The 18,873-nt window shown below is 60.7% G+C and carries 14 protein-coding genes and 4 pseudogenes; 7 read left to right on the top strand and 11 right to left on the bottom strand.

The features are described 5' to 3' along the window. Window positions 1-62 precede the first annotated feature (62 nt). From RX328_RS08775 to RX328_RS08760, 4 genes and pseudogenes are all read left to right on the top strand, one after another. A pseudogene (locus RX328_RS08775) lies at window positions 63-690 on the top strand (FMN-binding negative transcriptional regulator). Window positions 691-760: 70 nt separating this feature from the next. Then, window positions 761-1,384 (top strand): LysE family translocator, encoded by a 624-nt coding sequence (locus tag RX328_RS08770; protein ID WP_213257233.1) that lies wholly within the window; start codon window positions 761-763, stop codon window positions 1,382-1,384. Between the two features lie 531 nt (window positions 1,385-1,915). Beyond that, window positions 1,916-2,116, top strand: a complete 201-nt coding sequence (locus RX328_RS08765) for a hypothetical protein (RefSeq protein WP_213257227.1) — start codon at window positions 1,916-1,918, stop codon at window positions 2,114-2,116. A 65-nt stretch (window positions 2,117-2,181) separates the two neighbouring features. Continuing rightward, window positions 2,182-2,637, top strand: coding sequence for a hypothetical protein (locus RX328_RS08760; RefSeq protein ID WP_213257228.1), 456 nt, complete (start codon window positions 2,182-2,184; stop codon window positions 2,635-2,637). 894 nt (window positions 2,638-3,531) lie between these two features. Here RX328_RS08760 and fdxB read toward each other — a convergent pair. The 8 genes from fdxB to nifD form a co-directional block, all read right to left on the bottom strand. Next, window positions 3,532-3,831, bottom strand: coding sequence for a ferredoxin III, nif-specific (gene fdxB, locus RX328_RS08755; protein WP_057852071.1), 300 nt, complete (start codon window positions 3,829-3,831; stop codon window positions 3,532-3,534). A gap of 15 nt (window positions 3,832-3,846) precedes the next feature. Next, entirely contained in the window at window positions 3,847-4,047 is a 201-nt protein-coding gene (locus tag RX328_RS08750; RefSeq protein ID WP_057846604.1) for a CCE_0567 family metalloprotein, read from the bottom strand. A 9-nt stretch (window positions 4,048-4,056) separates the two neighbouring features. Next, window positions 4,057-4,527 (bottom strand): NifX-associated nitrogen fixation protein, encoded by a 471-nt coding sequence (locus RX328_RS08745; RefSeq protein ID WP_057846605.1) that lies wholly within the window; start codon window positions 4,525-4,527, stop codon window positions 4,057-4,059. Then, complete coding sequence (nifX, locus tag RX328_RS08740; RefSeq protein ID WP_213257231.1) at window positions 4,520-4,930, bottom strand: nitrogen fixation protein NifX; 411 nt, start codon at window positions 4,928-4,930, stop codon at window positions 4,520-4,522. The genes RX328_RS08745 and nifX overlap by 8 nt, the downstream gene beginning before the upstream one ends. Further along, a complete protein-coding gene (nifN, locus tag RX328_RS08735; protein WP_317258654.1) occupies window positions 4,927-6,333 on the bottom strand; it encodes a nitrogenase iron-molybdenum cofactor biosynthesis protein NifN in 1,407 nt (468 codons plus the stop codon). Before nifN ends, nifX begins: the two co-directional genes overlap by 4 nt. A gap of 9 nt (window positions 6,334-6,342) precedes the next feature. After that, window positions 6,343-8,007 (bottom strand): nitrogenase iron-molybdenum cofactor biosynthesis protein NifE, encoded by a 1,665-nt coding sequence (gene nifE / locus RX328_RS08730; protein ID WP_317258653.1) that lies wholly within the window; start codon window positions 8,005-8,007, stop codon window positions 6,343-6,345. A gap of 98 nt (window positions 8,008-8,105) precedes the next feature. Then, a complete protein-coding gene (gene nifK, locus RX328_RS08725; protein ID WP_057852067.1) occupies window positions 8,106-9,665 on the bottom strand; it encodes a nitrogenase molybdenum-iron protein subunit beta in 1,560 nt (519 codons plus the stop codon). A gap of 70 nt (window positions 9,666-9,735) precedes the next feature. Further along, complete coding sequence (nifD, locus tag RX328_RS08720) at window positions 9,736-11,238, bottom strand: nitrogenase molybdenum-iron protein alpha chain (protein ID WP_108522950.1); 1,503 nt, start codon at window positions 11,236-11,238, stop codon at window positions 9,736-9,738. 290 nt (window positions 11,239-11,528) lie between these two features. On the opposite strand from nifD, the gene RX328_RS08715 reads away from it, so the two are divergent. From RX328_RS08715 to RX328_RS08705, 3 genes and pseudogenes are all read left to right on the top strand, one after another. Then, complete coding sequence (locus tag RX328_RS08715) at window positions 11,529-11,828, top strand: SufE family protein (protein ID WP_213255630.1); 300 nt, start codon at window positions 11,529-11,531, stop codon at window positions 11,826-11,828. A 146-nt stretch (window positions 11,829-11,974) separates the two neighbouring features. Beyond that, window positions 11,975-14,275 (top strand): NADP-dependent malic enzyme, encoded by a 2,301-nt coding sequence (locus tag RX328_RS08710; protein WP_213255610.1) that lies wholly within the window; start codon window positions 11,975-11,977, stop codon window positions 14,273-14,275. A gap of 65 nt (window positions 14,276-14,340) precedes the next feature. Continuing rightward, window positions 14,341-14,846 (top strand): annotated as a pseudogene (locus RX328_RS08705) (DoxX family protein). Window positions 14,847-15,461: 615 nt separating this feature from the next. On the opposite strand, the pseudogene RX328_RS08700 reads toward RX328_RS08705, so the two are convergent. The 3 genes and pseudogenes from RX328_RS08700 to sufC all read right to left on the bottom strand — a co-directional run bounded on the left by RX328_RS08700 (window position 15,462) and on the right by sufC (window position 18,772). Continuing rightward, window positions 15,462-16,692 (bottom strand): annotated as a pseudogene (locus tag RX328_RS08700) (cysteine desulfurase). Between the two features lie 2 nt (window positions 16,693-16,694). Then, window positions 16,695-17,954 (bottom strand): annotated as a pseudogene (locus RX328_RS08695) (SufB/SufD family protein). Window positions 17,955-18,019: 65 nt separating this feature from the next. Continuing rightward, window positions 18,020-18,772, bottom strand: coding sequence for a Fe-S cluster assembly ATPase SufC (sufC, locus tag RX328_RS08690; protein WP_213255613.1), 753 nt, complete (start codon window positions 18,770-18,772; stop codon window positions 18,020-18,022). Window positions 18,773-18,873: the final 101 nt, after the last annotated feature.

The raw sequence follows: 18,873 nt of genomic DNA, 5'->3' as shown, positions 1-18,873 counted from the left end.
TAACTGGCAGTTCTAACCGTACCAGGCTCGGTTTATCTCAGGAACGAGAACGGAGAACCGCCATGTATGTGCCCCCCGCCTTTAGAGATGACGAGGTCGAAGCATCCGCGCGACCATTTGCTCCGCCGGCCTCGCCAACCTGGTCACGGCCACCGCGGACGGACCGATTGCGACACCCTTGCCGCTCTTCCTCGATGAGACCGAAGGAGAGCACGGAGTGCTGTACAGGCACTTGGCGAAGGCAATCCACAATGGCGTTCGGCTCCGACCGGCGAAGCTCTGGCGATCTTCATGGGTCCGGAAGCCTACGTGACACCCTCATGGTACGCGACCAAGCAAGAAACCAGGAAGGTGGTGCCGACATGGAATTACATCGCCGTCCACGCGTACGGGCCGGTTGAGTTCTTCCAGGAGCCCGAACGTCTGCTCGAGGTGGTCACGCGCCTAACGAACATCCATGAGAAGTCGCGCGCGAAGCCTTGGGCCGTCAGCGATGCCCCCGCCGATTTCATTGCCTCCCAGTTGCGAGGCATCATCGGAGTGCGCATTCCGGTCACCAGGTTCGAGGGCAAGCGCAAGATGAGCCAGAACCGGCCCGAGGCTGACCGCATCGGCGTCGCCGCCGGCCTTGCGGCGTGCGAAAAGCCGCAGGATCGGGAAGTGGCTTCCCTCATTCCGATTCCGGCCTGAGGTTAGCGTAATCATCGTGTGCGAAGACCGGCCCTAGACGAACTGGTTGATGCGATTAGAAGGGTGGACGATGCCGGATTTCCAGACCTTCTTCCTGTTCTTGGCAGCGTCGCTGCTTGTGGCGATCACGCCGGGGCCAGGCATCTTCTATATCGTGGCGCGAACGCTTGTCGGCGGCAGAACGGAAGGGTTGGCATCGAGTGTTGGCCTAGGTCTCGGCGGCCTTGTGCACGTGTTCGGCGGCGCCGTTGGCATATCTGCGCTCGTCATGGCAAGCGCCGAGGCATTCACTTTTTTGAAGATCGCGGGCGCCCTGTATCTCATCTGGCTCGGGCTCAAGACCTGGCGCGAAGCGCGCATTGTCGAGCCGACCGAGGTGCAGACGACCGGGGTGGGTCGGGCCTTCCGCGACGGCATCATCGTCGAGGCACTAAACCCGAAGACGGCCGCATTCTTTCTCGCCTTCATCCCCAGTTTGTCGACATCCGCGAACGTCGCCGCGCAGTTCATCGTCCTCGGGCTCATCTCGGTTGCACTCAACACCAGTGCCGACTTGGTTGCGACCCATTGGGCTGCGAAAGCGAGAGCCGGCCTTGCTAGGCGACCGTCAATCCTCGCCAAGATGCGACAGGTGTCGGGTGCCATCATGTGCGCACTGGGAGCTACGCTAGTCTTTGCCCCTCGCGCGGGTTGATATCTGAGGTGGCTCATATCGATCGACATCGTGCGCTTGTCTGAATGTCTTCTGTCGCTAGACCGGCCATGGCCGAGACGCAGCAAAATCGACGCGAATGCCCCTTCTGCGAGATCGGGAATGGCCGAGTTGAATCCGAAATTCGCTCCGGAGCGGACACCCGGACATTCCCGGCGAGCTGCGCGTCCCCCAAAAAGAGCAAATCGTTGACGTAGATCATTTCCCGACACTACCAGGAATCGTATGCTGCACCTGGGAGGGACGTTCCACATGGCACTGGGCTCAATAGCACATCACGAAAAATGCCCTCAGTGTAGCTCTGGATTAGTCCACCTCGAGTGGCATGAACGCGCCAATGGGCAGGAAGTTCACGATCTTTGGCACTGCTGGAACTGCAAAAACGAATTTGTGACCGTCGTCACTTCTGAGAGAAGGAGCCGTCCGTCACTGAGATCACAGAACTATTCTTTACCAGCCTGCTAGTCTGATCAATGACGCCCGAGCAGGTGGGCCTTACAAGGAAATCATTCGATGCGATGTGGCAGTTGCGCCGCGATGTCGCTGACCTGTGTTACAGTCGGTTCATTGGACGAGCCCCGATGCCGAAACCTGTTCGCAAGCGACATCGAGCGGCAGCGGATCACGCTGATGGACATGATCGCGGCGCTGGTCGGCTCGCGCGACGAGCGTCCGCTGCTCCGGTCGGTACCCACGAATTCCGCAGTTCTGTGACGAGAGCGAGAAATGGCACCCCAGCCTATTGTCCGCAGAGGTGTCAACGCGGCCTCGCTTGCTTTTTGCTCACCGCCTATCCAACTGCGTTACAGGCTGAAGGCGTGGATACTTGCAACGCCATATTGTCCGATGCACTACTAACAAAGCGGGTTGGGACAAACGACCGAAGTTATCAAGCCGCAGAGCATTATTGGGCGTGCAGCGCCAACAGCAGCGAAATTCAGCGCCACTTTCAAGTCTCAAAAACTCGGCAAACTGGGGCTAGCGAAGGCGGTGGGTACGCGGGTGTCACTATACAAGGCTCTCACAGCACGCTCGTCGCCGATCACAGTAACACCGACGAAATCGATGCCTGGAAGCGGCTGAACTGCCTAAGAACTGATCGTCAGCAGAACGAAACGGCAGCAGGTTTTCTTTCCGAGCAGTACCTCGGACCGGGCGTCGCCGAAAACTGGGCAAAATGTATAGCAAGCCGCGATGGATTGCAGTGCACCGGCCGTCGCCAAAAGCTGGAATAAATTTCACCGTAAGCTATCACAGCTACGAAGTCGCCCTCCCAGTGATAACCGAATTCACGGTTCATCGCGGCAGCACCTTAGAAAGAATCGCTCACGGCGCGAGAGTATTGATCGGGACCAAAGCATCTTTTATCAGACGAGATTCGAGCACTGACACAACCATTACCCTGAATGCGGTACGAGGCGGTAGCATTGCTGTTTCCTGCCAAGTATTCGTGCCAAAAGATCAACCTCCGCCCGAGCCGCCAAAGCCGAGTCAAGTGCGGTAGAATTCGAAGTTGCTGGATCCGCTACCGTCTCGGTCGGAATGGTGTGGTGGAACCTACGGCACGGGCCGAAGAGCCACTGGGGGTGGGAATGAGCGTGGGTGAGGCCGAACAAACCGGCAGGACCTTTAGGAGCAAAACGGATCTTGGTGAGACAAGATTTAAGCTCTCGTGGTTCCTGGCAAACGCTAAGCTGGATTAGTTTCTGAGGTTGGCGGCTATCCAGGGCCAAATGAACACTGGGTTCTCATCATTGAGTCTGAGATTCATGGACACTTAAGGTCTGGGCATGGCGAAGGTGTCGAGCGGATTGACTTTAGCGCACGCAGCGACGGAACGGCTCGTTCGCCACAGCGGAATGAAGTTATTGAGGATTGGCGATATCTGATTCCATATGGCGCAGACATTTTGAGCCATCCGAGCCGGCATTTTCGCAGATTAGAATTTCGATACCTGCGGGCGACGAGGGCATGATTCTACACTGCGGTCGGCTCGGCACCCGCAAGCTGGCGGGAATGGATCGGCGCCGAGGGGCTCTATCCCCGAGCGCAGCACACGGAGAGTCCCTTCAGCGAGGCTTCGCCGTCCAACTCCCGCTTGCCTGCGGGAAAGGCGGACAGAGGCGCTGTCAAGCGGCTTCCGCTGCGGCGGGCTGGTGGGTCTGACAGTTGGTCGGACAAACCCGGGCGCAGGCGCCGCAGCCGATACAAGCGCCCCGGTCATTCATCACCATAATCTTCTTTTCGATCTCACCGTCTTCGTCATCGTCGAGATCGACAAGATCGCCCTCCTCATTGATCCCCTTCAACGTCATGACGTCGCGACCGCAGACCTTGAAACAGCGGCCACAACCGATGCACTTCTTGGGATCAATTGAGATCAGGTAGTTCGGCGTCCAGTCGCGGCCGTCGCGCGTTGCAAATGACATGATCGGATACCCTTTTTAGGCCTTTTCCAGCGCCTTGAGATCCTCGCGCTTGCGCTCGAGTTCGGCAAAGGCATCGTGCGCCTTCTGCGCCACCGCCATGATCGAGGTCCAGTTGATGGGAAGTTCCTCCGACAAATCATGCAGATCCATCTTGGCCTTCGTCGCCTTGACCGACAGCTTTCTTATTTCCGCTTTCAGCATTTCAAGGTCGCTCATGAGCTGCTCTCAATAGTTGGCCACGTCGGGAAATTTCCGGGTCATCTCGATGCCGCCTTCGACGTATTTGTCACCCTCGGCGGCGAGCTTTGCGAGATTGTCGAAGCCGAAGCGATGCACATCGCGCAGCTGCTTGTTCACCACGATCAGCCGGCCGCCGATCAGCACCATGCGGCCAAAGCCTTCGTGGTGCATCTTCAGCATCGGCTGGATCATCACACCGGTCGTCTTCTCGATCGAGAGCGCGACCGCATTGAAGAACAGCTCCAGCCGCCAGACCGTATCCGGATCGGGATCGCCGACGATCGGCAGCGCGCGCCGTTTCTCCTTGTCCAGAATATAGGGTTCGAGCAGATCGAGATCGCTCTTGCCGTCCCAGGCGCCATGGACGTCCTGGGCGCGCCAGATCTTGATCAGTTCCCTCACGAATGGCGCATCGAGCGCGCGATCGGTTTGCACGATATCCGCGGCTTCAGTCATGTCGTCCTCGTTCTTCGAAATCGAGCGTGCGCTCCTGGTCCTTTGCCAGTGCCTTGCGCAGCCAGGGTGGCGGCGTACCCTTCAGCACGTGCTGAAGCTTCTCGACCAGCGCCAGAATGTTCTCGGGCTTGTTCACCTTGATGGGATGTATATTGTTCGCCACTACCCGCGCGGCACCGGAGCCGCCGATGGCAGCGACATAGAGAATGGCGCAATCCTTGATTGCCTCGATCTTGGGCGCGAGCTTGTCCTCGTTGCCGTCTTCCTTGAGATCGCCGTAGAACTGAACCGCCTTCAGAAATACGTGCCCGCCCGGCCCAACATCATAGATCGCGATGTACTTGGCCCAGCCAAAGTGCGCATCGACGCGCCTCAAGTCTTGGGTAGCGAATGCGACCTTCATGCAATCGACCCCTCTGTTGCGTCGATGAAGCTGCGGCGGCCGGGCTTTAAGGGCCGTCTCGAGGTCCGCCAGCAATCGGGCGTCGGCTGATGATTTTCCTCTCGGTCGGCGATCACGAGATTGGCGATATTGAAGATCACATCGCGCGTGCCGCGATAGCCGACGGATAGCTGGTGTCCCGCGCCGATCCGATCGAACATCGGAAATCCCGCGCGATAAAACGGAATCTTCAGCCGCGCCGCCGCTTGGCGGCCATGCGAATGCGTAATCAGCAGATCGCAATTCCTCGTCCTAGCAAGCTCTTCCAGATCCTCGAGATCGCCGATCAGCACCTCCTTGGTCCCGATCCGCTCCAGCACCGGCGACGGCGTGGTCGTCACGGCCGCCGTCACCTGCGCGCCCATCTCGTGAAGCATGCTGGACAGGTCGAACAGGAGGTCAGGCTCGGCACCGATCGCGAGCCTGCGGCCGCCGACATGGAAATGCGCGTCCAGCATCGCATCGCTGAGCTGGCCGCGCTGGCGCCGATATTTTGCTGGCACAGGGCGGCCACTGATGTCGCTCAGGAAAGCGATGAATTCATCGTTGGGGATGAGGCCGCACAGCCGCTCGAACAGGCGAAACGGCACCCCAGTCTTGGCCTGCATGGTTTCTGCCGCCCGCCGCATCTGCGCACCGATGGCAATGGTCCAGCTGGACCGGCCCATGCCAGCGACTTCGTCAACCCCGATGCCACCAATGGTCGTTGGCGTAAACTCGTCCGGGATATGCCCGTCCAGTGATCCCGCGAGATCAGGCAGGAAGGATGGCTTCAGGCCGAAATCCACCAGGATCGTCCTAAGTTCGTCGAGGTCACCCGGCGTCAGGTGACATCCGGGGAGGACATTCACCCGCGCGGGATCACGCTCCGCCCCGACCGCCGGCGCCTCCACCAGTACCTCGACCATGCATGCCACTGTCTTTCCCCACCCGTCCTGGAAGGCGTCCTTGAAATCGGGCGTGGAGACAAAGACAAGAGGAAATTTGGCGAGCTGCGGATGCTGCTCGCGGATCAGCTTGATGTAGCCGTCGACGTCATCGCCATTGGTTTCGGTCACTCCGGTCGAGCAGATCCCGATGATCTCCGGCTTGGCACGATTGTATATGTTGAGGATAGCCTTCTCGACATTTTCATAACCGCCGAGCACGGTCGCCACCTCGCTCATCGCAGTCGTCTGCAGCGGCACGGCCTCCTTGAAATGCCGCACAAACAGCGTGAGCCCGAAGGATGTGCACCCTTGCGAGCCGTGCAGAAGCGGCATCGCCCCACGCAGGCCCATGAAGGCGAATGCGCCGCCAATCGGCTGACTCATCTTCAGCGGGTTGACCGCGCAGGCCTTCTTCGGCGTGGTGACGATGGCCATGACGCCGTCCTATTCCGCGGCTTGCAGCATGGCAGGCGGCGAGGACACCGGCATCGTGGCCAGGATGTCCTCGATACGCCTCTTACAGCAGCCACCGAACGCGTTGGTGTGCTGCCTAACTGCCTCGACGCTGGTCAGGCCATGCGAGCGGATTGCGTCCTCGATGGTTCCGAGATCGACTTCCTTGCAGAAGCAGACCTTTTTCGCGCGCCGGGTCGTCTCCGGATCGGCGGCAACCTCGGCGGCCTGCGCGTCCATCCGCGCCATCCCCTTGGTCTGCCGATTCTTGGCCACCTCCTCCCACGGCACTGGTCGACGCAGCTGCTCCCAGATCGGGTTGAACAGCGCTTTGTCGATCTCCTCGACCAGCTTCACCATACCGACGTAGCCCATATAAGCGTGGCAGCGCTCCTGGTTGATGTCGAGCCAGGGCATCGCCGCTTTCAGCGCAACGAACTGCGATTTGCCACCCGAGAGCATGATATCCGCTTTCGCGTCCTTGAGCATTTTGTATATCTCGCGCGGCGTCATGTCCTCGATCATGTGGGCATCCTGCCCCATCAGCTCCTTGATGCGCTCCTTGTCCTGTTTGGTGGATTTTTTGACGCTGGTGCCGACCAGCTCGAGCCCTGCCTCCTGCAGCGCCGCCACCACGGACCAGGACTTGACGCCGCCGGTGATCAGAAGTGCCCTCTTACCCGCAAACCGCGGCTTGTACCGTTCGATCGCGGCCCAGGCGCGCGCCTCCTCGCGTGCGATCACCGCCTCGGTGCGCTCGATCAGTTCGGAAGGCGCGCCGCGCTCGACTAACAGCCGGGCGATTTCGCGCAGCGAATCGCTAGAATCCTGGATGCCATAGAACGACCCTTCGAAAAACGGGATGCCGTAACGCTCCTCCATCTTGCGCGCGACATTGATCATCGCCTTCGAACATACCATCATGGCAGCGCGCGCCCGGTGCGAAGAAGCGACTTCGCGATATTTGCCGTCCCCCGAGATGCAGGAGAGGATGCGGATACCGAGTTCGTCAAGCAGCGGCTTGACCTGCCAAAGCTCGCCGGAGAGGTTGTATTCGCCAATCAGGTTGATGTCGTAGGGCGTGGTGTAGTCCGGCTCTTGCGTGCCGATGACGTGCTCGAGCAAGGCCTCGCCGGCGAGCTTGTTGCCTAGGTTCTTGGGGCCGACGAAGCCCGGCGAATTTACGGGAATGACCGGCTTGCCGAGCTTTTGCGAAGCCGCCTTGCAAACCGCATTGATGTCGTCGCCGATCATGGCGGGAACGCAGGTCTGATAGACGAAGATGGCCGACGGGTTGTACTTGTTGATGATCTCTTTGATTGCCTTGTAGAGACGCTTCTCGCCCCCAAATACTATATCGGTTTCGTTCATGTCAGTGGTGAAGCCGGTCCGCCAGATGCTGGCGCCAGACGAAGCCGCACCGCGGTTGTCCCAGGAATTACCCTCGCAGGCGATCGGACCGTGCACCAGATGGGCGACGTCGGTAAAAGGCTGCAGCGCAATTTTGGCGCCGTCGAAGGCGCAGCCGCCTGCGGCGCCGCCCGGCTGCAGCTGCTTGGTGCAGCCCTTCTTGCGCTCGGCATCCGACTTGTTGGCGTTCTTGGCGCAGCCCGGCTCGTTGAACATCTCCTGGATCGTGGCCGATAGCGAACTCATCCGTCTCTCCTCTCAACCGAGCTTGTTCGCGAAGATCAGTCCATCGTGCGCTTAGGCCACCGCCGACGTTTGCCGGCGATGGCGCGCGCCGTTCGTCATCAACGAATGATGTCGAAGCTATAGTCGGTCTTGCCGGCAATGTTGGTCTTCTTGTCGATCTCGTCGAAGATCTTGTCGAGAATCTTCACCAGCACGTTCATGCCCCCCTGATAGCCCCACACCGGAGAGCGGTGATGGTGATGCCGATCGAAGATTGGGAAACCGATCCGGATCAGCGGCGTACCCGTGTCGCGCTCCAGATACTTGCCATAGGTGTTACCAATCAGGAAGTCGACAGGCTCGGTGAACAAGAGCGAGCGCATATGCCAGAGGTCTCGCGCCGGATAGGCATGGCAGTTCTGCCCAAACGGCGAGCTCCCAAACAACGCCTGCATTTTCTTCTCCCAGGCCTTGTTGCCGTTCGTGGACAGCACATGGATCGGCTCGGCGCCAAGCTCGAGCAGGAAGGCAGCCAACCCATAGCAGAGGTCTGGATCGCCATAGATCGCGAACTTCTTGCCGTGGATATGCGCGCTGGAGTCGGCCATCGCGTCGACCAAGCGGCCGCGTTCTCGTGCCAGTCCCTCCGGAATGTCCTTGCCACTGATGCGCGACAGCGCCATGAGAAACTCATCCGTTGCGGACACGCCCACCGGATAATTGAACGCCACCACCTCCTGGCCATGGGCGGCGATGAACGGCAGCGTCTTTTCCGTGCACCACTGCTGCATGGAGATCGTTGCCTTAGCGTGAACCGCGTTCGCGGCGTCTTCCAGAGTCGTGCCGCCGTCATACATCCGGAACTCGCCGTCGGTCGGTGTATCGAACACATCGGAATTATCGGCAAGAATGGTGTACTGGATGCCCATCAATTCGAAGATGCGCTTGATCTCGCGGATGTTGCCGACGGTGTAGCCGTCAAAGCCGCCGATGAGGTTGATCTTCTTGTTGGGCGCGCGCTCGAGTTTCGCGGCTGTCCCCGCCTTGCCGTCCCAGAAATGCTCGAGGATGCCCTTGAGCGCATTGTCGTACCCGGTGACGTGGCTGCCCACGAAGGCTGGCGTGTGCGCAAACGGCACATCGAAATCAGCTGGCACCGAGCCTTTTTCCTTGGACGTTTTGATAAAGGCATTGAGGTCGTCTCCGATCACCTCCGCCATACAGGTGGTGGAGACCGCGATCATCTTGGGCTTATACATATTATAGCTGTTGGCGAGCCCATCGATCATGTTGTTCAGCCCGCCGAATACCGCAGCGTCCTCCGTCATCGACGAGGAGACGCAGGAGCTTGGCTCCTTGAAGTGCCGCGAAAGATGGCTGCGGTAATAGGCCACGCAGCCTTGGGAGCCGTGCACGAAGGGCAGCGTGGCCTCGAAGCCAACCGAGGCGAACACCGCGCCCAGCGGCTGGCAGGCCTTGGCTGGGTTTACCGTCAGCGCTTCCCGCGCAAAATTCTTTTCGCGATATTCGGGCGTCTTCGCCCATTCCCTAATGCGTTCGACCTCCGCGGCATCGCGGGGATTCTCGAACATCTTCTTCTTGTTGGCCAGCATCTGCTGGTATTCCGGACCGCGGAACAGCTCGAAATGATCGAGCACGTGTTCTGCACTCTGCGCCATTGGTAGGATCCCTTCGAAAATCGTGATTAATGTCGGCTCCGGCTCTCAGCAGAGAGCCGAGCCACTCGAGTTATTCGGCAGCCAACAGCTTCGGCTTCGGGACGTCCTTCCACGGCGCCTTGGTCTTCTTCCAGATCGGTGAGTTGATGGCCATGTCCATGTCGCGCGCGAAGATCGCAAATCCATCATAGCCATGATACGGACCCGAATAGTCCCAGGAGTGCATTTGGCGGAACGGCACGCCCATCTTCTGGAAGACATATTTTTCCTTGATGCCCGAGCCGACCAGGTCAGGCTGGACCTTCTCGACGAAGCGTTCGAACTCGTAGCCGGTAACGTCGTCGTAGATCAACGTGCCATCCTTGACGTAGTGCTGGGCGGTGCGTTGGTAGTCATCATTGTGGCCGAACTCGTAGCCGGTGCCGACGACCTCCATGCCGAGATCTTCATAAGCGCCGATCACGTGGCGCGGACGCAGTCCGCCAACGAACAGCATCACGCTCTTGCCTTCCAGGCGCGGGCGATACTTAGCGATCACCGCGTCCACCAGCGGCTGATATTTTGCAATCACCCGCTCGGCACCCTCCTTGATCTTGTCGTCGAAATAGCCGGCGATCTTGCGCAGCGACTCCACGATCTTAGAGGGCCCGAAGAAGTTGTATTCGCACCAGGGAATGCCAAACTTCTCCTCCATGTGCCGCGAGATGTAGTTCATCGAGCGGTAGCAATGCAGCACGTTAAGCTTCGCCTTTGGCGTTGCCTCGAGCTCGGCCAGGGAACCGTCGCCGGACCACTGCGCGATAACGCGCAGGCCCATTTCCTCCAGCAGGATTCGGGATGACCACGCGTCGCCGCCGATATTGTAGTCGCCGATGATCGCGACATCATAGGGCGTCGGCTCGAACGTCGGCTTGCTCTCGGGCGTGACCTTGTCGAACACCCAATCGCGCACCGCGTCGTTGGCAATATGGTGACCGAGCGATTGTGACACGCCGCGGAAACCCTCGCAGCGGACCGGCACGATGGTCTTGCCCCCATATTCCTTCGACTTCGCCCTGGAGACCGCCTCGATGTCGTCGCCGATCAGGCCGATCGGGCATTCCGATTGGATGGTGATGCCGTTGTTGAGCGGGAACAGCTCCTGGATCTCGTCAATGACTTTGACGAGCTTCTTGTCGCCGCCGAACACGATATCCTTTTCCTGGAAGTCGGATGTGAACTGCAAGGTCACGAAACTATCGATGCCTGTCGTGCCGACGTAATAGTTACGCCGCGAGCCCCACGAGTACTGTCCACAGCCGACCGGACCATGGCTGATATGGATCATGTCCTTGATCGGTCCCCAGACCACACCTTTGGAGCCCGCGTAGGCGCAGCCGCGGATCGTCATCACGCCGGGGATGGATTTGAGGTTGGACTTGACTCCGCAGTCCGACTTGCCGACCTCGTGAACATTGAGGTGCTTGGCGCGCCGTTTTGCGGTCTTCTCCGGATAGACCTTCAGCACCTCCTGAATCAGCTCTTTGTTGCGGGCTTTGATTTCTGCGATGCTCTGGGTCGGGGCTAGACTCATGCTGATATCCTTCAAAGGTTTCCTGTTGCGACGGCGGCTCTCGGCCAAGAGTTTTGCAACGACCGTGCCAGCCGCGGCGTAAGCGCAAAAATCAGCGCAGTTGAAAGTAGATAGCCACGTTCGCGCGGGTAACCGGACCGTTGTTGCAAACCCGACATTGAGCGTGTCCACAGACGTGCTCGTTTGATCCTGTTCGAAATAAAACAAGGGCGGGCGCGCGTGATATTGCACCGCATTTCCCCACAAGGGCCGCGAGAACATTGCGATACTTGGCGGGCCCGCTGCCGGAAATGGCACATGACGAGGCGCCCCAGCTGCAAGGCTGCGTCAGCCAGTCTGGTTCACCATTGTTGCGAAGCCCGACCGCTGCTCACCTCGTTGGCGACGGTCGTGCGCACATTGCGCCTGGCCTCGTCGCCATCCTGATCCGAATGCTATTGGGCCGACCAGCCAGAGAGATCGTCGCGGCCGATCCGCACGCGTTGCTCGAGTGCCTTGAGCACCTCAAGCCACAGCGCTCGTACGATTTCCGCTCTATGGTCTTCTGCATGCGCGTCGACGCCCAGGCCGCCCTAGCTGATGCGCCTTAACGCACTAGGGGCTGTTGATGGGTGCGATCCGATGTTGCATCCAGGCTGCCGGGCGTGCTTCACATCCGGCTCCATCTACCGGACAACTGACCTCAGTTAGACTAGCACAGAATTAGAAGCTTCGGGTCAGGAAACGCGAGAGTAGCATGTCATCCCATTCTGAAGATCTCCTTTCGGCGGCGCTGGCTTATCACCGGCTGCCACGACCCGGTAAGCTCGAAATCCAGGCGATCAAGCCGCTCGTCAACCAGCGCGACCTTGCGCTCGCCTATTCGCCCGGCGTTGCCGCCGCCTGCACCGAAATCGCCAAAGACCCCGCTGAGGCCGCCTCGCTGACGGCGCGTGGCAATTTGGTCGCTGTGGTCAGTAACGGCAGCGCCGTGCTCGGCCTCGGCAACATCGGCCCGCTGGCCTCCAAGCCCGTCATGGAGGGCAAGGCGGTCCTGTTCAAGAAATTCGCCGGCATCGACGTCTTCGACATCGAAATCGCCGCCGACACCATCGAGCGCGTGGTCGAGACGGTGGCGGCGCTGGAGCCGACCTTCGGCGGCATCAATCTCGAGGACATCAAGGGACCGGAGTGTTTTGAGATCGAGGCGCAGCTCAAGGAGCGCATGAAGATCCCGGTGTTCCACGACGACCAGCATGGTACCGCCATCATCGTGGGCGCTGCGATCACCAACGCGCTATTGCTGAACGGCAAGAAACTCGCCGACATCAAGATCGTCTGCTCCGGCGCGGGCGCGGCCGCGATCGCCTGCCTGAATCTCCTGGTCTCGCTGGGGGCGCAGCGCAAGAACATCTGGGTCTGCGACATCGACGGCGTGGTGCACGAGGGGCGCAATACGCTGATGGACCGCTGGAAGGCGGTCTATGCGCAGAAGACCAATGCGCGCGTGCTGGCTGACGTGATCGGCGGCGCGGATATTTTCTTAGGATTATCCGCGCCCAACGTACTGACGCCTGACATGGTCAAGTCGATGGCGGACCAGCCGCTGGTGATGGCGCTGGCCAATCCGAATCCGGAAATCATGCCGGACGAGGCGCGGAAAGCGCGGCCCGATGCGATGATCTGCACCGGGCGTTCCGACTTCCCGAATCAAGTCAACAACGTCCTGTGCTTCCCGTTCATCTTCCGCGGCGCGCTCGACGTCGGCGCCACCGGGATCAACGAGGAAATGAAACATGCGGCCGTCGAGGCGATCGCGCAGCTCGCGCGCGATCCGCCGTCGGATGCGGTGGCGCGCGGGTTTGACAGCGGCGAGACGCAAGGTTTTGGGCCGGGCTCGCTGATTCCGAGCCCGTTCGATCCACGGCTGATCCTGCGCATCGCGCCCGCGGTGGCGAGGGCCGCGATGGAATCCGGCGTGGCGACGCGCCCGATCAAGAATTTCGACGAATACACCGCGTTGCTCGAACGCTTTGCGTTCCGCTCCGGCCTCGTCATGAAGCCGGTCTTCGCGAAAGCCAAGACCCAGCCGGTCCGCGTGATCTATGCCGAGGGCGAGGACGAGCGCGTGCTGCGTGCGACGCAGGTCGTGCTCGAGGAAAAACTGGCGCGGCCGATTTTGGTGGGGCGTCCCTCGGTCGTCGAGGCGAGGCTTAAGCGGTTCGGCCTCTCGATCAAGGCCGGGCAGGATTTCGATCTCGTCAATCCCGAGGACGATCCGCGCTATCGCTCCTATGTGCAGACTTATATTGACGTCGCCGGCCGGCGCGGAGTCACGCCCGAAGGCGCACGTACCGTGGTACGCACCAACAACACCGTGATCGCAGCCCTTGCGGTGGTCCGCGGTGAGGCCGATGCCATGATCTGCGGCGTCGAAGGCCGCTATATGAGCCATCTGCGCCACGTCCGCGAGATCGTCGGTTTCCTGCCCGGCGTCAGCGATTTCGCGGCGCTGTCGATGATGATCACCACCAAGGGTTCCTATTTCATCGCCGATACCCAGGTGCGCCCGAACCCGAGCGCCGAGGAACTCGCGGAGGTGGCGTCGCTGGCGGCAAACCATGTGCAGCGGTTCAACATGAAGCCACGCGTCGCCTTCGTGTCACATTCCGACTTCGGCAGTTATGATACGGATTCCTCGCGCAAGATGCGCCGCGCCACCGCGCTGCTGAAGGAAAAGCATCCGGAGATCGAGGCCGATGGCGAGATGCAGGGCGATACCGCGCTCTCGGCCACGGCGCGCAAGCTCGTGCTGCCGCATTCCAACCTGGAAGGCGACGCCAACATCCTGATCATGCCGAACCTCGACACCGCCAACGTCGCCTACCAGATGATCAAGACGCTGGCGGATGCGTTGCCGGTCGGGCCGATCCTGATCGGGCCGGCGCGTCCGGCGCATATCCTCACCCCGGGGGTGACGGCGCGCGGCGTGCTCAACATGACGGCGGTTGCCGCCGTCGAAGCCCTGGAGCGCGCCGGCCGCCCGCAACTCGGCTAATTGAAGGCGGTCGCCTTCCGGGCGCAGGCGGATTCGATTTGATCGCGGAGAGCGGAACGACCATAATCGTTCCGCTCCTCCGTCCGCTCTTCCCGCATCCTCACTGCAGTGAGGTCCACCAGCCAGCGTTCGTTACCTTTGGGCGAGTTCTGTTCGCGGTGTTGTTCATCTACACGGGGGCGACGAAGCTGTTCGGCATACAGCAGACCGCCGATCTCATCGCGACCAAATTTTCAATTCCCGAGGCGTTCGCGCCCTACACCGCGCCGCTTGAGACCGCGACCGGAATGCCGACGCCGCAACTTCTGGCGGTTGTGGTCGGCGCGCTCGAACTCATCACGGGGCTGATGATCGCGTTGAACTTTGGTGCGCGCTTCTTTGTGTTTGTTTTGGTCTTCTATCTCGGATCTCGACTTGCTATTTCTACGACTTCTGGAATCAGCCGGCACCTGGCAACGCCCAGGTCCTGATCGATGCCTTGAAGAACCTCGCGATCATCGGCGCGCTGTTCATGATCGCAGGCTATGGCCGCGGGCCGAAGAATGTCGAGGCGGCCTACGGGGACGTGTAGGCCCGCCGGCTCTCGGTTTTGCCCGACAGGCAAATGGCGATTGAGGATCGGCAGGCCACCGCGCCCGTTTGGGGCGCTCCCGTGCTCAGATGAAAGAGGCCGCCCCCTGCTGCACAGTGTTGCAGCATCTGTCCCAGATCTATGTCCCTCTCGCGCCATTGTTGCCGTGAGACCACACATGCGGGTGCGCTCGAGGTGGACGGCTCGATCAGCGCATCAAGCAGCCTCACGGTGACCGGCGGCCCGCCTTCGGAAACGGTTCGATCGGCGGCGCACAGGTCAATTCAGGCGGCACGGGCAGGTGTCTCTCGACTCCGCCGAGAGATCCACCCTCTCGCCGAGACGAATCATCTCGTAAGTGCGATGACGAAGAACCCTAACGGGTGTAGTAGAGATCACGAAGAAAACGCCGGCTCTGCCGCACGATTCCAGTGTCGCCCGCAAAGACGAGCGGCTCGCCAACATCCTTGTGCGGATGCATGCGTCCTTCTTAATCAGCGTCAAGGAGCGGACCCACTCGCCCCCGCGGAAGTCCCGCGATACAGGGCTTAGCCCATCGCTGCGGCAATTCGCGTATACACGACGCGCCTCATGGCCGGGGGCCTGCTCCTTCGCTCATGAGAACAGCTCCTCCGCCTTGATAAGCGCGCCCGCCAGCGCATCGATTTCTTCATGCGTGTTGTAGAGAGCGAACGAAGCGCGGCACGTCGCTGGCACGCCAAAATGCTCGTGCAGCGGCATCGCGCAATGGGTACCGGCGCGCACCGCCACGCCTGCACGATCGATGACGGTGGCAAAATCGTGTGCATGCGCGACTTTCATTTCGAAGGAGATGATCGCGCCCTTCTCAGCCGCCGTTCCGATGAGTTGATGCCCCGCAGCTTCTCCTGCGCGTAAGCGAGCAGTGCGCTCTCGTGCTTGTGGATCTGTGCCTTTCCTATTGAATTGATATAGTCCACAGCCGCGCCCAGACCAATCGCCTCGACGATCGGGGGCGTGCCAGCCTCGAACCGGTGAGGCGGATCACCATAGGTGACGCCGCCACGCGAGACCTCGCGGATCATCTCGCCGCCACCGTTGAACGGCGGCATCGACGCCAGATGCGCATACTTACCGTAAAGCACGCCGATGCCGGTCGGCCCATACAGTTTGTGCCCGTCATCACGTAAAAATCGCAATCAATATCGCGGACATCAACATCCACATGGACGCAGGCTTGCGAGCCGTCGACCAACACCGCGATGCCACGTGCATGCGCGATCCCCACGATCTCCTTCACCGGCAATACGGTGCCGAGCACGTTGGACATCTGTGTGATCGCAACCATTTTGGTGCGCTCGGTTAGAAGCCGCTCGAACTCCTCGAGGAGGAAATTTCCCTCCCCGTCCACTGGCGTCCATTTGATGACAACGCCATAGCGTTCCCTCAGAAAATGCCAGGGCACGATGTTGGCGTGGTGCTCCATGATCGAGAGAACGATCTCATCACCCGGTGTGATGCACTCGCGGCCGAAGATCTGGGCGACCAGATTGATTGCCTCGGTGGCACTACGAGTGAAGATGATCTCTTCGGTGCGGCGCGCGTTGACGAACTGCGCCACCTTCGCGCGGGCGCCCTCATAGGCGTCGGTCGCGGCGTTGGCCAGATAATGCAGGCCGCGATGCACGTTGGCATATTCGGACGTGTAAGCCTGCATCATGCGATCGAGCACCGCCTTTGGCTTCTGCGCCGAGGCGGCATTGTCGAGATAGACCAGCGGCTTGCCATAGACCTGCGTCGCCAGCGCTGGAAAGTCCTCGCGCAGGCGGTTCACATCGTATGTGCCGTTGACGACTGCCGGATGCATGATCATCGTCGCGCCTCCAGCCAGCGCTCTGCAGCTGCGATCACGTGCTCGAAGGTGTCGCTCGCGATCAATTCCATGGCCTCACCGACAAACGCCTGGATCAGCAGCGACTGAGCCTCCTTCTCGGGAAGGCCGCGGGCGCGCAGATAGAACAGCAGGCTCGCGTCCAGCGCGCCGGTGGTCGCGCTGTGGCCGCAGGTGACGTCGTCGGCGAAAATCTCGAGTTCAGGCTTGTTGTCGGCTCGGCCTCATCGGACAACAAGAGCGCCCGCGCCATCATCTTGGCGTCGGTCTTCTGCGCGTCCGGACGCACCACGATGCGGCCCTGGAACACTGAATTGTCGACGACGGCGCGGAAGTTCTCCCGGCTCGCGCAATGTGGCGCAGCGTGGTCGACGACCAGAGTCGTGTCGCCGTGCTGTTTGTCCTTAAGCAGATTGACGCCGTTGACGGAGAGCTCGGAGCCCTCGCCCGCCAATGTGTTGAATCCCTGGTAGCGGCTGACGGCACCGCCACAGGTCATGTTGAAAAAATTGAGCTTCGCTTTCACGCCGACCGCGATCAATCCGGAGGAAATATTGATGCCGACCGCCAGGTCCGCCACCACGTGCAGATGCGCAAAATTAGCCTCATCACCGACCGAGACGATCACCGCAGCATTGGCCTGATAGGTGCCAGCGCCTTCGGCCGCCACAAAGCTTTCGACCACGGCCGCCCGCACGCCCGCGCCAAGCCTCAGATGCGAGCGCGTGAAGCTCGATGCCGACGATGTGGCTACGACATGGACGATTGGATCGGCCCGGGACAGCACGGCGCCGGCGGCGACCGTGATGATCACGCCGTCGATCACCATCGCGGCATTGAGCGAGATCACCGCATCCGTCGTCGCGGTCAGCAGCAGGTCGCCTCGCTCCTCGTTGGCCGGATTCTCCAGAATTTCACGCAGCGTGCGCACCTACGCCGTGGCCCAGCTCGGCGACGTCAGAGAGATCGCTCGCGAACACCCCATCGACCAGCACCAGCTTCGTCGCGCCTTCGATCGCCGCCTGCGCGACCGCGGCTTTCGCCCGCGCCAGCGCGGCGGCATCGGGCGCGGCCGCAAGCGGCGCCACCTCGCGCACCAGCGCACGCAGGTCCGTGTACTTCCATTCCTCGATATGCCGATGCGGCAGGCCTGCGCGCTCATAGGCCTCGAACGCCTTGGCGCGCGCCTCCGCGACAGCGCCCGCGCCGGGCAGCCGGCTGTGGGCATTGGCAAACACATTGCCGACCGCACGTCCGGTATGGGCTTTGCCAGAACCAGGTTCATCGAAAGCTCCTTACGCGCTTAGGCCACGTCCTCGAACTGGGCGTACCCGGCGGCCTCGAGTTCCAGCGCGAGCTGCTGGCCGCCGCTCTTCACGACGCGCCCTTTCGACATCACGTGCACAACGTCAGGCACGATGTAGTCCAGGAGTCGCTGATAGTGGGTGATGACGATCATCGCCCGATGCGGCGAGCGCAGCGCATTGACGCCATCGGCCGCTATCCTGAGCGCGTCGATATCGAGGCCGGAATCCATTTCATCGAGGATGCAGACGGCAGGCTCGAACAGCGCCATCTGCAAGATCTCGTTGCGCTTCTTCTCGCCGCCGGAAAAGCCGGCATTGACGCCGCGCTTGAGCATGTCCTGCGGGATGTTGAGGGACTTTGCGACTTCGCGCACCTTCTTGAGAAAGTCGGGCGTCGAGAACTCGCTCTCGCCACGCGCCTTGCGCTGAGCGTTCAGCGCGGTGCGCAGGAAGTTCATGGTGGCGACGCCAGGGATTTCGACCGGATACTGGAACGCCAGGAACACGCCCTTGGCGGCGCGCTCGTCCGGCTCCATCTCCAGGAGGTCTTCGCCCCGGAACAGGATCTGGCCATCGGTGACTTCATAGCCCGGCTTGCCCGCGATGACGTGCGACAGCGTCGATTTGCCGGAACCGTTCGGTCCCATGATTGCGTGCACTTCGCCCGGATTCACGGTGAGCGTCAGCCCGTGGAGAATTTCGCGATCCTCGACACGGACTTTCAGATCTTTCACTTCAAGCAATGACATATTATTTTTCCGTTTTCACCCCTCGTCCTGAAGAGCGCCGGCAGGCGCGTCTCGAAGGACGTGGCCACAATCTTTCCTCTAATCCTTCGAGACGGCCGCTG

Source organism: Bradyrhizobium sp. sBnM-33 (assembly GCF_032917945.1).
Taxonomy (GTDB): Bacteria; Pseudomonadota; Alphaproteobacteria; order Rhizobiales; family Xanthobacteraceae; genus Bradyrhizobium.
The sequence above is the reverse complement of the archived record's forward strand: the minus strand, read 5'-3'. Positions and strand labels throughout refer to the sequence as shown.